This window comes from Streptomyces albipurpureus (assembly GCF_023701525.1).
Taxonomy (GTDB): domain Bacteria; phylum Actinomycetota; class Actinomycetes; order Streptomycetales; family Streptomycetaceae; genus Streptomyces; species Streptomyces albipurpureus.
The window spans coordinates 511,615-527,256 of record NZ_JAMQAW010000002.1; the positions used below are offsets into that span (position 1 = coordinate 511,615).

Consider the following 15,642-nt stretch of genomic DNA (forward strand, 5'->3'; position numbering starts at 1 on the left):
GCGTTACGGTCCTCATCAGCGCTCTCCTCGGTCCAGCAGGTCGTTGGCGCCATCGCCGAGCAGGCCGAAGCCGACCGTGGCGACGAGCAGGACAAGACCGGGCATGACGCAGTACCACCAGGCGCCGGCCATCATGTAGCGGGTGGCATCGGCGATGACTCCGCCGAGGGTCGGGGTGGGTGGCTGCACTCCGACCCCGAGGAAGCCGAGCGCTCCTTCGGCGAACACCGCGACCGCCATCCACAGGCAGCTCTGCACGATGACCGGTGGGAGTACGTTGACCATCAACTCGTCCATGATCACCCGGCGTCGGGAGACCCCGAGGAGCCGCAGCGCCGAGATGTAGTCCTCCTGGATCTCCGCCAGGGTGGCCGCGCGGGCGACCCTGGCGAAGTAGGGGGTGGCGGCGATCGCGATCAGCAGGATGATCTTTCCGGCCGCGCTGACCTCGATGGGCCCCAGGTGGAAGGAGCTGACTCCGGTGATGCCGAGGACGACCATGGCGAAGACGAACAGCGGCACGGTCTGGATGGCTTCGAAGACGCGCATGATCAGTTCGTCCGGCCAGCGTCCGGCGAAGTAGCCCGCGCAGACGCCCAGCGGAAGGGCGAAGACCAGTCCGATGCCGACGCTGATGACGGCGACCAGGACGGAGACCCGGGCCCCGGCCGCCACCCGGGAGAACAGATCGCGCCCGAGGTGGTCGGTGCCGAACCAGTGGGCGGCCGACGGGCCGGCCAGCGGATCGCCGGTGCGCTGGAGCGGATCGACGGTGAACATCGGGCCGAAGATCGCGAGGAGTAGATAGCAGGAGACGAGGGCGACTCCGATGACCGTCATCCCTTTGACATGGCGGCCTTTGACGACGAGTCGACGGCGGGGTCCGACTCGTACCCGGGTGGAAGTGATCGTGGTCATGGCTCAGGTACCTGCGAATTTCTGCCGGACGCGAGGGTTCAGGGCCGCGTAGAGGATGTCGACGATCAGATTCGCGAGCAGGAAGAAGACGGCGAGCGAGAGCGTCGCCCCGACGGCCAGCGGATAGTCCTGGCGGCGGATGCTGTCGACCAGGAGCCGACCCATGCCCGGCAGATTGAAGAGGTTCTCGATGAGAACCGATCCGCTGAGCATCACCCCGACCAGCTGGCCCACCACCGCGGTGGTGGGGAGCAGCGAGTTGCGGAAGGCCAGGGAGCGGTTGATGCGCCGCTCCGGTAGGCCCATGGCGTGACCGAACCGCACATAGTCGGTACGCACGGACTCGATCATCGAGACCCGCAGGGTGTTGGCCGTGACACCGAAGGTGCCGAGACCGAGGACGAAGGCGGGCAGGACCAGGGAGCGCAGATGACCCATGGGGTCCTCGGCGAGACCGACCCAGCCGCTGGATGGCAGTACCCCTGGCAGATAGAGCCCGAAGAGCAGGACGAGCAGGGCTCCGAGCCAGAAGCTGGGTACCGCGATGGAGAGATTGCCGATGATCCGGACGGTCGCGTCCAGCGGGGTGTCCCGGCGGGCGGCGGCCACCCGTCCCGCGATCAGGGCGAGCGGTATCCAGAACAGCAGGGACACCATGGTGAGTTCGAGCGTGATCGGGAGTCGGAGCATCAGCTCATGGGAGACGGTGTCTCCGGTGAAGATCGATTCGCCGAGATCGCCGGTGAGTATGCGGCCGAGTTCGGTCGCGTACTGCACCATCAGCGGTTTGTCGAGGCCGAGTTCGCGTTCCACACTGGCGATCTCGGCCGGGGAGGCGTCTGCGCCCACGATGAGATAGGCCGGACTCCCGGGGGCCATGCGCATCAGGAAGAAGACGAGAGTCAGCACGATGAGAAGGACCACCGCCATGGCGGCTGCCCGACGGAGCATGTGGGCTACCAACGGAACCTCACTTCCGTTAGGTTACCTAACTTATTGGGTGGGGCCGGGGCAGCCGAGGCCGCCCGGCCCCCGTAGTCGTTACGACTTGGGTGAGTAGTGCTCTCTGAACACGCGGAACGCGGCGATCAGTTCGGGGTCGTGCTCCTCGGAGCCCTCGGGCCGCAGCAGTCCGAAGCGGAAGACGCCCTCGCCGAGCTCGTTGTGGACCATGACCCAGTACTCGGTCTTGCCCGAGTGCCGGCCCGGGCCCTCGCCGAACTCCAGGCGCCAGCGGGTCTTGCGGGAGAAGTGGAGCTCGGGTCCTTCGAAGAAGTTGACGTAGTTCTCGGAGACCTGCCAGTTGGTGAAGTGCACCTTGGCCTCGGCCATGGCCTCACCGGTGGAGCCGCCGAAGACCGCCAGATGCACCCGGCCGAGCCGCTTGAGGTCAAAGAGGAAGTCGACGATGTTGACCTTGGGGGTCAGGGTGTCCAGTGCGTCGGACGGCGTGTGCTCCCCGCCGAGGACCTCGATCGCCTTGCCCGTCTGGTCATGCCGGCCCAGCAGTTCGGCGACGACGGCGGCGACATCGGCCCGGGTCACCTTGCCCCGGCCGAGTGCGGCGCCGAGCTCCACCTTGCCGGTCGGCTCGTCTTCGGTGAGCCCACCGGGGCGCAGCACCGTCCATTCCAGGCCGCTGCCGGCGAGATGGGCCTCGGCCTTCGCCTTGATCTCCAGATAGGGGCGGAGGAAGTCCGGGGAGCGCTCTGGGTTGCTGGTGCCCTTGGATGTGACCAGGACGAAGCGTTTCACTCCCTGGCGTACGCAGGCGTCCATCAGTGCGGTGGCCGCGGTGTTGTCGAGGGCTTCGGCCGACTCGACCGAGCCTCCCCCCGGGCCGGCCAGCCACACCACGGCGCCGGCGTCCGATACGGCCGCGTCCAGTTCCTCCGCGGAGGCGGCGACCAGATCGAGTTGGTAGGCCTCGGCGCCCGGTACCGGGTCGGCCGAGCGGGTCAGCGCCCTGGTGCCGTGTCCCGCGGCGGTCAACAGCGGAATGAGACGGCGGCCGGTACGGCCGGTCGCACCCGCGACGACGATCAGCATGGAGGGTCTCCTTAGAGAGGGATGGGAGTCGTCGGTGTCAGAAGTCATAGCCGGGTGGAATGCCCGGTTCGGTCGACGTCCAGACGCTCTTGGTCCAGGTGTAGAGGCGAACGGCTTCGGGGCCGCCCTCACGGCCGTACCCCGAGTGGTCAACGCCGCCGAAGGGGACGCTGTCGGAGAGCATCCGATAGGTGTTGAGCCAGATCGTGCCCGCCCGCAGTCGGCTCGCCATGCGGTGGGCGCGGCCCAGGTCCTTGGTCCAGACGCCCGCCGCCAGCCCGAAGTCGGTGGCATGGGCGAGTTCTATGGCCTCTTCCTCGGTGGCGAACGGCATCACCGCGAGAACCGGGCCGAAGATCTCCTCCCGCATGATGCGCATCTCGGGGTTGACCTCGGTGAACAGGGTCGGCGGCACATAGAAGCCCCCGGATTGCGCACCCGGGTAGGGGGCGTCGGCAGCGAGGGTGGCGCCTTCGTCCTGGCCGAGCCGGATCATGTCCAGCGTCTTGTCCCGCTGGCCCGGGGTGACCTGCGGGCCGACCTGGGTCCGCTGCTCGCGCGGGTCACCCACCCGCAGTCCGGCCACGGCCTCGCTCAGCCTCGCCACAAAGGTGTCGTACACCTCGCGCTGCACCAGCAGCCGGGACCCGGCGATGCACATCTGACCGGTGGCGCTGAAGGCACCGAGCAGTACGGAGGCGAGTGCCGCGTCGAGATCGGCGTCGGCGAAGACGATCTGCGGTGACTTGCCGCCGAGTTCCATGGCGATGGGCGTCAGATTCTCCGCCGCCGCCTTGGCGATCACCCGGCCGGTGGAGTCGGCGCCGGTGAAGACGATCAGATCGGCGCGCGGGTCGGACACCAGGGCCTTGCCGGTCTCCGCTCCACCGGTGAGGACCTGGGCCATCCCCTCGGGCAGTCCGGCTTCGGCCAGCACCTCGGCCAGCATCAGCGCGGTCAGCGGTGTCTCCTCGGCCGGCTTCAGCAGACTCACATTGCCGAACGCCAACGCCGGGGCGATCTTCTTGGCGGCGAAGACATAGGGCACGTTCCATGGAATGACACCGACGGCCACACCGTAGGGCTCGCGCTTGGTGTAGGTGTGAAACGGCCCGGCCACATCGAGGGTGTCCCCGGTGACCTTGTCCGCCAGTCCGCCGTAGTAGGCGAAGCAAGCGGCGGCGCGACCGGCCTCGCGGCGGGTGTCCTTCAGCAGCTTTCCGGTGTTGAGGGTCTCCGTCTGGGCGAAGTCCTCGGCACGGGTCTCCAGCAGGTCGGCGGCGCGCAGCAGGATTCTCCCGCGACGCTCGGACGGCACCTTGCGCCACTCCTCCAAGGCCTTACGCGCCGTGTTGTAGGCGAGATCGACGGCGGCGGCGTCCATCTGCTCGACCTGTCCGAGCGTCTCTCCATCGATCGGGCTCACTACGTTGGTGGGCATGCGGGGCGTTCCCTTCAGTGTTCCGCCAGCAGACGGCCGGCGCCCTCGACTCGATCGGTGATCCCGGTGGCCCGTAGGCCCGCCCAGAGGGTGGCGGTGTTGATCGCCACGACCGGGATGTCCAGCCGTCGCTCCAACTCCACCGCCAGCGCGGCGAACCAGAGATTGGTGCCGACCTGCACAATGGCGTCCGGCTTGGCCTGGGCCAGTCGGGCCACCGCGGGCACGATGGCCTCCTCACCGACCTCGGCGATCTGGTTCGCCGAGGTGCAGAGCAGGGTGTGGTATCCGGCGATCTCGAACCCCGCGTCGGTGAAGTAGGCGCGGACCTCGCGGTCGTTGATGGGCCGGTAGGGACTCAGTACGCAGATCCGGCGGGCGCCCAGGGCTCGCAGCGCCAGGGTGCAGGCCGTGGAGCCGGCGATGGCGGGGACACCGGCCTGTGCGGCGATGTCCGCCTCATAGGCCTCGGCGCCCGCGACGCCACCGTAGAACGTCGGTGCGGACATCCCCAACAGCACCTGGTCGGGCTGGCAGGTCATGACCGAACGCAGCGCGGCGGGGACCCCTTCGCGGACGTCACCCAGCAGGCGGGTGGTGTCATCGTCGCTGGCCACCGAGGGGGCCGGGACCAGCATCCGACCGGAGTGGAGGGTGACACCCCGGGGGGCCATCGCCATGTACTCCGCCTCCACGACCGTATTGGTCGAGGGGATGAGCACCGCGAGCCGGGAGCGCTGCTCATCGATGCGCAACGGGAGGACGCCGGAGCGCGGACCCGTCAGCGCATCGGCGGGCGGGAGCTGCTCGCCGGTGCTCAGCACGGCAGCAGCCCCTGTTTGCGGACCGCGTTCAGCATGGAGGAGTCGAGCAGCCACGCACGGGCACGGGCCGGATCGGCCGCCGTGGCCGCCATCTCCCGCTGTGCCGCGAGGCGCTGCGCCGGGTCCTTCTCGCCGAGTGCCCGGGCATTGCGATCGGTGATGATCTTGACGTAGTCAAGGGCGATCCGCCGGCGCTGCTCCGCCCAGGCGTCCAGGCCATGGGGCAACGCCTCGACCAGGGAGAACGCGTCGTGGATGCCGTTGTTCATCCCCATGCCCCCGATGGGGCTGTTCACATGGGCCGCGTCTCCGATCAACAGAACTCGACCCTCCTTGAACCGTTCGGCGACGCGCTGGTGGATGAAGTAGAGCTGGTGGTGCACGACCTCGTACGGGACGGGGCTCGGGACGACGCCCTGGAGCATCTGCTCCCAGACCTCGGGATCGCGGATCTCCTCCTTGACGGGGAAGAGGACCCGCCAGGCATCAGGCGCGCGCAGCAACACCACGTACTGATCGGGGTCGGAGATGTAGTTGACCTTCTCCAGACCCTCCAGGTGGTCTTCGAAGGGGAAGGGCGTCAGAAGAACCAGATAGCGGTCCTCGTAGGTGAATCCCTCGAAGGCGATGTCCAGCGCCTGGCGGACGACTCCAGAGGCTCCACTTCCGTCGATCAGATAGTCGCCCTGGGCGACCAGCGGCCCGTCCGGGCCTTCGACGTTGACGACGACTCGGTGCTCGTCCTGGGAGACCCCGACCACCTGGTGCCGGAAGCGGACCCTCTCCCCCAGTCGCTCAAGGAGCAGCTCGCACAGCTTGTGCTGCTCGGCCTGGAGCCGGAAGGGGAAGCCGGTGTCTTCGGCGAGGTGCTTGTGGTCGAAGTTGGCCACCAGGCCGCGTTCACGGTCCCGGTGCTGGTAGACGGGGGCCTTGAGGCCCTGTTCGATGAGTGGTTTGGCGATGCCTATGCGGTCGAGTAGGTCGAGGGTGGGTGGGTGGAAGGTCGAGGCACGGGGTTGGGTGCTGACCTCTTCTCCGGCTTCGAACACCTCCACGGTGTGACCTGCTTCGGTGAGCAGGACGGCGGTGGTCAGGCCTACGGGGCCCGCCCCGGCAACAAGGACATGTGGCACGACTGCCTCCCGGTTGTTAGGGGATAAAACAACTTTGCCGACAAGGCGTCAATACCTTTGGGGCAGTTGATTGGCTAGGAAAACTCATGGCACGGGCGTTTCAGCGCCCGAAGACCGCTTTGACCTGCGCTACGACCCATGAGGGAGCAAGGACCGTCGGTCTTTCGCCGTGATCGACAGGCTCGGTGGCCGGATCCGATCACACTGAACGAAGGGGATCACCACGGCAACACCCCGGGGTGGACGGGTCGCCTTGAGCTCGCCGTGTCGGGACGCCCCGGTGCTCGGGGAACGGCAGGGGTGATCCATGGAGGATCCCAGCCGTCATCGTCCCGGGGGGAGTTCGGCCCCTGCGGACGCGTCTCGGTGAACCGCCCGGGGCATGGGTCGGCGCCAGGTGGGTGAAGGGGCGGCCGGGCCACTCCCCTAAGCCGTTACCGCAGCTCAGGACCATCGCGGTACCGCTTGACCGGCGACCGGGCGGCCGTCCCGCAACAGGCCCTGGTGGGCCTTACGGGTACGGAGACAGCCAGGCCCCAACGGGGACTAGCCCTGGACAGTGTTAGGAGGCATCGGCCGGTACGGGCACCCCCAGCCGGCCCAGGACGCGTTGGGCCGAGCGTACGACGGCCGCGTCGACCAGCCGTCCCCGAGCGTCCAGACAGACCCCCGCACCCGTCGCCCTGGCCTCCTCGTACCGGTCGATGAGATCGCGCGCCCATGCCAACTCCTCGCTGGACGGGGTGAAGACCTCATGGACCACACCGAGCTGAGCGGGATGGATACAGGCCCGCCCCCGAAAGCCCAGTCGCCGTAGCGCCAGTGTGGACTCCCTGAGTCGATCGAGATCGCGGAAGTCGGTACTGACCGGGCCCATCGGCGGCCCGATCCCGGCCGCGGCCGAGGCCATGACGACCTGGGAGCGCGCGTACTGCAGTTCACGCTCATCAGGACCCGGTTCGATCCCCGTATCGGCCCGGAGATCGGCCTCGCCGAGTTGCAGACGCACAACGCGTGGTCCGCGTGCCAGCAGCGGTGCGGCGAGCACCGCCGCGGCTGACTCCAGCAGCGGTACGAGCCCGAAGGAGCCGGGTGCCAGGCCGAGTTCCTTCTCGGGGATCCGCAGGGCGCCGTCGAGCTGGACCAGCCGGCCCACGCTCTCCGTCTTGGCGGCGCAGAATCCCGCGACCGCGCCGGATGCCACCGCCGCGATATCGGCGAGACCCGTCTCACCGGGGTTGATACGGACCCAGACGCGAGGCGACGCACGTGCTCGCACTGAGCACAACCACTCGGCGACGGTTCGCCTGGCGGCGTCCTTTCCGTCCGGTGGTACCGCGTCTTCCAGATCGACGATGAGTTCATCAGCGCCCAGGTCGAGCGCCTTGGCGAGCTTGTCCGGGGCATTGCCCGGGACATAGAGGGCTGACCTCATGGGACTCCCTTCGCAGGCTGCCGAGGTCGTGGGGTGCAGCCGGTGGCGGCCGGATCGCGCGCGGCCGCCACCGGCGCGTTCTAGTCGCGGCGCAGATAGGCCCCCGAGGGCTCACCGATGACCTCGGGGCCGTCCTTGCCGAGCCGGTAGGCGACCCGGCCACCGACGACGGTGGCCACCGGCCAGCCACGGACACTGACCCCGTCAAAGGGGCAGTGGTCCTGGCCGGAGAGCAGGAGATCGGTGCTGACCTCCCGCTCCAGGTCCAGGTCGACCACGGTGAAGTCGGCGTCGAAACCCACTCCGAGGCTGCCCTTGCGGCCCCAGAGGTTGTAGGCCTTGGCCGGGTTGGCGGAAGCCAGCTCGGCGATCCGGGTCAGCGGGATACCGCGGCGGTGGTGGCCCTCGCTGATCAGTACGGGATAGAGGAGGGCGGTGCCGCCGAAGCCGGGGCGCGCCGGCCACAACTCATCGCCCTTGTGCTCCTCCATACAGCAGGCGTGGTCGGATGCCACCCAGCTGACCTGGCCGTCCTTGATGCCCTGCCACAGGAACTCGCTGTCCTGCGGCGTACGGATCGGCGGATTGACCTTGCCACCGAGCCCACCACGGGCGTCCAGGGTCTCGTGGTCGAGGCAGAGGTGGTGCAGGGTCACCTCGAACCGGGCGTCATTGCCGTGCAGTTGGCGGCCGGTGATCGCCGAGCGGAGTGCGTCGGCGCTGGAGAGATGGAGCAGATTGACATTGGTGCCGGTGTGTCCGGCGAGGGTGGTGGCCTCGGAGATGGCCACCTGCTCGGTGATGGTGGGGCGTCCGTCGGAGTACGCCTTGAGGTTCTGCGGCTGACCGCTGTTTTGGGTGCGCTCGATGAAGACCCGCATCAACTCCGCCTGCTCGCAGTGGAGGGAGAGGGAGAGTCGCAGGTCAGGATGGTCCTGCTGGGTCTTGGCCAGCTGCTCCAGGATCAGGTAGAGATGCCCGAGGTCATACTCGTCGCCCATGGTGAAGGCCCTGGCGTCCCTGCTGTTCGCAGCGAGGTCGAAGCCCTTGTAGAACATGTAGTACTTGAACGATGTGATGCCGTGGTCGGCGACGAGGGAGGGTATCTCCCCGATCTGGTCCACGGTCATGGGCGCGAGATGGAAGCCGTAGTCGGTGAACGACTGTCCGGCCACCGCGTTCAGCACCTCGGGGAAGATCTCTTTGTAGGTGCCGGTGCGGTCGAGGTAGTGCTGTCCGGTACGGAAGTAGGACAGTACCGAGGTCACCCCGCCGACCAGTGAGGACCGGGTCTCCTCGTAGGCGTCGAGCGCCAGGTCCCGGTAGATGCCGATGTGGAAGTGGGCGTCCACCGCTCCGGGGAGCACCGCCTTGCCCGCCGCGTCCAACACCTCGGCGGCTTCGGCGGTGGGCAGGTCGTCGCCGATCGCGACGATGCGCCCCTCGGAGACGGCGAGGTCCGCGCGGACCTCGCCGTGGTACGGGAGCACGAGGACTCCACCTTTGACAAGCAGGTCGTATCGAGTCATACGGGCCGGGTCGGTCATGAGTTCTGACCGACCGTCACCTCCTTCGCGGTGTCAGAGTCGCCCGGGCTGTTCCAAAAATCGTAACGCCGTTCTACATTCAGGGCTAGAGTCTGCAGGCAGATTCGTAACAGCATTCCGATAAGTGGAACAGGTGGGGAGGACAGATGTCTGAGCCGGGACCACTGGACGGGATCGTCGTACTCGATCTCGCCACCCTCTTTGCCGGGCCGCTCGCGGCGACGATCCTGGGCGACTACGGCGCCGAGGTCATCAAGGTCGAGCATCCGGTGAAGGGGGACCCCTCGCGCACCCATGGCCCCGCCAAGGACGGCCATGGGCTGTGGTGGAAGATGCTCGGCCGCAACAAGAAGGCCATCACCTGCGATCTCGGCTCCGCCGAAGGCGCCGAACTGGTGCGGGCACTGGTCACAACGGCCGATGTCCTCATCGAGAACTTCCGGCCCGGAACCCTGGAGCGCTGGGGCCTGGCCCCCGATGTACTGCGGGAGATCAACCCCCGGCTGGTGATCGCCCGGGTCACCGGCTTCGGCCAGTTCGGGCCGTACTCGGGGCGACCGGGCTTTGGCACGCTGGCGGAGTCCATGAGCGGGTTCGCCGCCGCCACCGGTGAACCGGATGGCCCACCGACCCTGCCGCCCTTCGGTCTCGCCGATGGCATAGCGGCCCTGACCTGTGTGAACGCCATCATGATGGCCTTGCATCACCGGGAGCGGAGCGGTGGGTCAGGACAGGTCATCGACCTCGCCATCATCGAGCCCCTGGTCACCCTGCTCGGCCCCCAACCCATGATCTGGGACCAACTCGGCATCGTGCAGGAACGCACCGGCAACCGCTCGGTCAACAACGCCCCACGCAACACCTACCGCACCAAGGACGGCCGCTGGGTGGCCGTCTCCACCAGCTCACAGAACATCGCCGAACGGGTCCTCACCCTGGTGGGACACCCCGAGGTCATCGACGAGCCATGGTTCGCCGGTGGTTCGGGCCGGGCCAAGCACGCCGATCTCCTCGATGGATATGTCGGCGGCTGGATCGCGGAACGCAACGCCGACGACGTGATCAGCGCCTTTGAGAAGGCCCAGGCCGCCATCGCGCTCGTCTACGACATCCGCGATGTGTTCGCCGACCCGCAGTACCAGGCCCTCGACACCATCACCACCGTCGAAGACCCCGACCTCGGGCCGCTCAGGATGCAGAACGTGCTGTTCCGGCTCGACCGGACGCCCGGCTCCATCCGCTCGACGGGTGCCGCCAAGGGCGCACACAACCAGGAGGTCTACGGCAGCCGGCTCGGTCTGGCGGCCGAAGAGATCGACCGACTCCACGCGAAGGGTGTCATCTGACGATGAGGCTGATAGACCTCGCCCAGCCCCTGCGACGGGGCATGCCCCAGTCGCCCAACCACCCCCCGTTCCGCATGATCCTGGAACGCCGGCACGGTGACATGGTCCGCTCCGACGGCGGCTCGGCCGCCAACGAGATCATCATCACCGGCGGCCATGTGGGCACCCATGTGGATGCCATCGCCCATGTCTCCCAGGACGGACTGGTGTACGGCGGACTGCGCCCGGACGGCATCACCAGTCACAACGGCTTCAGTGAACTGGGCATCGACGCCTTCGAACCCTATGTCGGGCGTTGTGTACTGCTCGATGTGGCCGCGGTCCACGGCGTACCCACCCTGCCGGCCGGCTATGAGATCACCCCGGACGACCTCGACAAGGCGGCCGCCGGCCTTGACCCGCGACCCGGCGACGCCCTTCTGATCGGTACCGGCTGGTCCAGGCTCTGGGACGACGGACCGGCGTTCACCGGTCACTCGGGCGGGGTGCCGGGCCCCGGTGAGGCGGCCGGGCACTGGCTGGCACAGCGGGCGCCCCGCGCGGTCGGCGGCGAAACCATCGCCTTCGAGCACCTGGCGCCAGGCAAGGGCCATGCCACCCTGCCCGTACACCGGGTACTGCTGGTCGAATCCGGGATCAACATCGTGGAGACCATGAAGCTCGATGAGTTGCTGGACAGCGGGGTACGCGACTTCACCCTGGTCCTCAACCCGCTGAATGTCGTCGGCGCGACCGGTGCGCCCGTACGCCCGCTGGCGGTGATCGACGGTGAGTGAACCCCAGGCGAACAGCCGGACCTCGGCGACGGCGGTCCAGCAGCTGGCCCGCTTCGCCGCCGCGTGCCGGGACAAGGGACTGCCCGAACCGGTCGCCGACGATGTCACCGGCCGAGTGCTCGATGTGGTCGGCAACTGCCTGGCCGGACGAGCCGAGGGCGGGCCCGCCGAAGCGGTCCTGGCGACCGTACGCGCCTGGGGAGGCCATCCGCAGTCCAGCCTCTTCGGGGAGGCGGACCGACTGCCCGCCCCCCAGGCCGCACTGGTCAACGGCACCCTCGCCCACACCCTGGACTTCGACGACACCCATCTGCCATCCGTCCTCCACCCCAGTGCCTCCGTGGTGCCGGCCGCCCTCGCGGTCGCCGAGGAGACCGGGGCGAGCGGCGAGCAGCTGGCGGCGGCGGTGGCAGCGGGCATCGAGATATGCAACCGCCTGGGCATGGCCTCCTATCTGCCCGACATCCGCAACTCCGTCTTCTTCGAGAAGGGCCAGCACGCCACCTCGATCTGCGGCACCTTGGGCGCCGCCGCGGCAGCCGCCCTGCTGTACGGGCTCGATGAGGGCCAGATCGCCGACGCCATGGGCGTGGCAGCCAGCATGGGATCGGGTCTGCTGGAGGCCAATCGCACCGGCGGCACGGTCAAACGCGTCCACTGCGGCTGGGCCGCCCATGCCGGAGTCGCGGCGGCGGCACTGGCGCGCGCCGGAATCACCGGACCGCCGACCGTGCTCGAAGGCCGGTTCGGTTTCTTCCAGGCCTGGCTGGACGGAACCTGCGATACGGAGGCCATGCTGGGCGGGCTCGGTGAGCGATGGGAGACCCTGCGGACGGTGTACAAACCGTATCCGTCCAACCACTTCACCCACCCGGCGATCGACTGCGCGCTGGCGCTCCGTGCGGACGGGCTCGATCCCGCCGATGTGGTGTCGATCGAGTTGGGAATGCCGGCGCCGACCCTGCGCACCGTCGCCGAGCCTCGGGAACAGAAGATCCGGCCCCAGACCGCCTACCACGCCAAGTTCTCCGGGCCCTTCACGGTGGCGACCGCGCTGCTCGGCGGCGGGGGCCTCGGGGTCTATCTCGATGACTTCACCGAGGAGACACTGACCGACGAGCGACGGTTGAAGCTCGCGGCGAAGGTCGAATGCACGGCGGACGAGCGCGCCAGCGATATCTTCCCCCATGCCTTCGCCGCGGTGGTGCGGGTCCGCACCAAGGGCGGATCGACCCTGGAGAAACGAGTGGACTCCTCGCTCGGTGGGCCAGGGCATCCCTTGAGCCGGGAGGACCTGCTGACCAAGTTCCGGCTGAACGCCGCCCGAAGCCTGCCGGAATCAGCCGTAACGCGCCTGGCGGACGCGACGGCGCGGCTGGCCCAGGCACCGGATGTGCGCGCACTGTTCCTATGATCGGGATGATGTCGCCGACCAGAGGGCACCCGCGAACGGTGAGACCGGCGCGGGAACCATGAAGTCGGCGGCACTCCCCCCGCCGTACATGGTGGGATCACTCCCACACCACGATCCCCATGGGTAAGGAAGCCGATGCCGATTGACGCCCCCGGACCGTCAAGGGTCCGGAAGACGGAATCCGGAAGCCAGACAGCCGCCACGGTCGAACGATCCGCGGATGTGCTGCTGCTCTTCGCGGAACCCGGGTCAGTCACCCTCGGTGTCACGGAGATCGCCGACCGGTTGGGACTGTCGAAGCCGACCGTGCACCGCATTCTCGCCGCGCTGCGGGTGCGGGGACTGGTCGAGGTGGACGAGGAGACCCGCCGCTACTCGCTGGGGTTGAGCACCATGCGGCTCGGCCTGGCCTATCTGGACCGGATCGATGTCCGCACCCTGGCGGCGCCGGAGCTGGTACGGCTGTCCCGGGTGACGGACGAGACGGCGACGCTGTCGATCCTCACCTCGGGCAGCCGGGTCTACGTCGACCAGGTGACACCCAACCGCGAGGTCATCATGTCCGTACGGCTGGGCCTTCCCTATCCGCTGCACGCGGGGGCCTCGTCCAAGGCGTTCCTGGCGTTCCTCTCGGACGGCGAGATCGATGACTATCTGGGCGAGGAACTGGCGAGCCTCACCGAATCGACCGTCACCGATGAGGCCGCGCTGCGCAAGGACATCGCGATGATCCGCCGACGGGGCTATGCGCAGTCCATCGCGGAACGGCAGTCGGGATCGGCGTCCGTGGCGGCGCCCGTCTTCGACCACCATGGCAGCCCGGTCGGTGTGATCAGCATCTGCGGCCCCCGGGAGCGGTTCCGCAGCGCGGCCAAGCGCTGTGCGGAAGTGCTGGTGGAGGCGACGGGCCGGCTCTCGGCGCAGATGGGGGCGGCTCCCGGCAGAGATCGCTGACGACCGCGGTACGGGAGGCGGACTGGCCGCTGGATGGTCGCCCAGCGGCCAGGGCGGGACCGGGAGCGGTAGGCGCGCGGCCGGTGTCGAACCCGTCGTAGCGGTTGAAGCCTGGGGGAGCCTTTCCCCGGGCAAGTACGTCAGCTCTGCTCTACGGCCGGCGCGGCTTCGGCCAGTGCCTCGGCCCGGTCGGCGAGGTCATCGGTGGTGAGCGCGTCGTCCTGGGTGAGCTTGAGCCGCCAGTAGCCGGTGAAGGCCACGGCCCGCTTGTCGATGCCCCGGTCGTTCACCAGATGCCGCCTGAGCGCACGGACCGCCGACGACTCCCCCGCCACCCAGGCGAACACCTCGCCATCCGGGAATCCGGCCGCCCGCACCGCGTCGACGAGGACCGGCGAATGACCGGCGGGTGTGCCCTCGCGATGCAACCAGTGGAGGGTGACATCGCCAGCGGTGGTGAACTCCTGCTCCTCGGCGGCCCCGTCAACCTCGACGAAGGCAATCGCGCGCTCCCCGGGTGCCAGCGCTTCGAGCAGTGCGCCGATCGCGGGCAGTGCGGTCTCATCACCGGCGAGCAGGGTCCAGTCCCGCGGCCCGGGGGTGCGGTAGTGGCTGATCTGCGGGCCGTACATACCGACGACATCGCCGGGTTCGGCATGGGCCGCCCACTGGGCGGCCGGCCCGCTGTGGTCGCCCTCGCCATGGAGGACGAAGTCGATGTCGATCTCCTGACGCACCGGGTCATGGCTACGGATGGTGTAGCTGCGCATCCACGGCCGCTCCAGCTCAGGCATGGCCAAGTAGTCAAGGTACCAACGGCCCACATCGCCATCCGCGGGCATCGGCGGTACCACCGGAGCCCGGCCGGGCAACCGGGAGAAGAACAGCTTGGAGTGCTGGTCCGGACTGACGTGCTGGAAGTCGGCCAGGTCCTCGCCGCCAAAGGTCACTCGCTGCATCAGCGGGGTGATGCGTTCGGTACGGCTGACATGCAGCGCGGCGTAGCGAAGTGTTTCGGCCATGAGTCGACCCCCAAGAGCTCAGTAAACAATAAGGATAGGCTAACCTAATACATCAATCGAGGGCCGTTCAGGGGCGCTGGTGAGGTCACCGTCCGCCCCTGCGGTGGCGGGCTGAGCACCGCGAGGGACCGCCGGCCTCCGGGTGCCGACCCGCGGTGGTGTGACGTCGTGCGGGGCGGGCCGGAGCACACAACGTCGAACTGACCTCCGCGTTGGAGGCGGCCCGATCCGGTCTCGGTACCGCCAGGAAGGCCAACCGGAGCTGACCGGAGCCCCACGATCCCCTACCGTCCCTTCGACAGCGGGGCCGACGGCTCGATGGTCGGCACGGCCCGCGATCTCAACCGCTTCTTCGCCGCACTGGCAAGTGGACGGCTGCTGAAGCCCGCCGAACTCGCTGCCATGCGGACCACGGTCCCGGTGCCGCAGGACAGCGGTCACCCCCAACGCACACGGGCCGGCCTGGGCCTGTTCTTCACCCCCCTGTCCTGCGGGGGCGGTTACCTCGGGCATGGCGGAAGCGGCTTCGGATACGCCATCCGGGCAGCGGCAACCGCGGACGGTCGACGCACCATCACCGTCTCCGCACAGCCGCTCCGCGGACCCGGGGACCGCGGCCCGTCAGGAGGACGCACTGCGCGACCTGATCGACCACGCCCTGTGCCGCACCAACTGAACACACACTCGGCACCGCGGTGAGGCTCGGACCGTTCGTGCCGGGCCGGATGACCACCGCCGACGGCCCGCCCGTCCAGGTGCGGTCACTCGCGGTACACGCTTTCC

General features: G+C 68.5%; 14 protein-coding genes. 5 read left to right on the top strand and 9 right to left on the bottom strand.

Annotated features, from left to right (window positions below; translation table 11 throughout):
- Positions 1-15: 15 nt before the first annotated feature.
- From NBG84_RS03240 to NBG84_RS03275, 8 genes are all read right to left on the bottom strand, one after another.
- Positions 16-918: an ABC transporter permease gene (locus NBG84_RS03240; protein WP_250917683.1), complete on the bottom strand. Its 903-nt coding sequence runs from the start codon at positions 916-918 to the stop codon at positions 16-18.
- A 3-nt stretch (positions 919-921) separates the two neighbouring features.
- Positions 922-1,869: an ABC transporter permease gene (locus NBG84_RS03245; RefSeq protein ID WP_250917684.1), complete on the bottom strand. Its 948-nt coding sequence runs from the start codon at positions 1,867-1,869 to the stop codon at positions 922-924.
- Positions 1,870-1,959: 90 nt separating this feature from the next.
- Positions 1,960-2,967, bottom strand: a complete 1,008-nt coding sequence (locus NBG84_RS03250) for an SDR family oxidoreductase (protein ID WP_250917685.1) — start codon at positions 2,965-2,967, stop codon at positions 1,960-1,962.
- A 37-nt stretch (positions 2,968-3,004) separates the two neighbouring features.
- A complete protein-coding gene (locus NBG84_RS03255) occupies positions 3,005-4,408 on the bottom strand; it encodes an aldehyde dehydrogenase family protein (RefSeq protein ID WP_250917686.1) in 1,404 nt (467 codons plus the stop codon).
- Positions 4,409-4,422: 14 nt separating this feature from the next.
- Positions 4,423-5,232, bottom strand: a complete 810-nt coding sequence (locus tag NBG84_RS03260; RefSeq protein ID WP_250917687.1) for a maleate cis-trans isomerase family protein — start codon at positions 5,230-5,232, stop codon at positions 4,423-4,425.
- Positions 5,226-6,365, bottom strand: coding sequence for an FAD-dependent oxidoreductase (locus NBG84_RS03265; RefSeq protein ID WP_250917688.1), 1,140 nt, complete (start codon positions 6,363-6,365; stop codon positions 5,226-5,228). The genes NBG84_RS03260 and NBG84_RS03265 overlap by 7 nt, the downstream gene beginning before the upstream one ends.
- Before the next feature lie 562 nt (positions 6,366-6,927).
- A complete protein-coding gene (locus NBG84_RS03270; protein ID WP_250917689.1) occupies positions 6,928-7,800 on the bottom strand; it encodes an HpcH/HpaI aldolase/citrate lyase family protein in 873 nt (290 codons plus the stop codon).
- 80 nt (positions 7,801-7,880) lie between these two features.
- Positions 7,881-9,290, bottom strand: a complete 1,410-nt coding sequence (locus tag NBG84_RS03275) for a dihydroorotase (RefSeq protein ID WP_250917690.1) — start codon at positions 9,288-9,290, stop codon at positions 7,881-7,883.
- Positions 9,291-9,493: 203 nt separating this feature from the next.
- On the opposite strand from NBG84_RS03275, the gene NBG84_RS03280 reads away from it, so the two are divergent.
- The 4 genes from NBG84_RS03280 (at position 9,494) to NBG84_RS03295 (ending at position 13,837) form a co-directional block, all read left to right on the top strand.
- Complete coding sequence (locus tag NBG84_RS03280) at positions 9,494-10,693, top strand: CaiB/BaiF CoA transferase family protein (protein WP_250917691.1); 1,200 nt, start codon at positions 9,494-9,496, stop codon at positions 10,691-10,693.
- 2 nt (positions 10,694-10,695) lie between these two features.
- The gene (locus NBG84_RS03285; protein ID WP_250917692.1) at positions 10,696-11,469 is read left to right on the top strand and encodes a cyclase family protein; all 774 of its coding nucleotides are present in this window, start codon (positions 10,696-10,698) and stop codon (positions 11,467-11,469) included.
- Complete coding sequence (locus NBG84_RS03290) at positions 11,462-12,883, top strand: MmgE/PrpD family protein (RefSeq protein WP_250917693.1); 1,422 nt, start codon at positions 11,462-11,464, stop codon at positions 12,881-12,883. The genes NBG84_RS03285 and NBG84_RS03290 overlap by 8 nt, the downstream gene beginning before the upstream one ends.
- A gap of 135 nt (positions 12,884-13,018) precedes the next feature.
- The gene (locus tag NBG84_RS03295) at positions 13,019-13,837 is read left to right on the top strand and encodes an IclR family transcriptional regulator (protein ID WP_250917694.1); all 819 of its coding nucleotides are present in this window, start codon (positions 13,019-13,021) and stop codon (positions 13,835-13,837) included.
- Positions 13,838-13,977: 140 nt separating this feature from the next.
- Here the strand turns inward: NBG84_RS03295 and NBG84_RS03300 are convergent, their stop codons facing one another.
- Positions 13,978-14,859: a siderophore-interacting protein gene (locus tag NBG84_RS03300; RefSeq protein ID WP_250917695.1), complete on the bottom strand. Its 882-nt coding sequence runs from the start codon at positions 14,857-14,859 to the stop codon at positions 13,978-13,980.
- 279 nt (positions 14,860-15,138) lie between these two features.
- Between NBG84_RS03300 and NBG84_RS03305 the strand changes: the two genes are divergently transcribed.
- Positions 15,139-15,558 (top strand): serine hydrolase, encoded by a 420-nt coding sequence (locus tag NBG84_RS03305; protein ID WP_345780610.1) that lies wholly within the window; start codon positions 15,139-15,141, stop codon positions 15,556-15,558.
- Positions 15,559-15,642 lie beyond the last annotated feature (84 nt).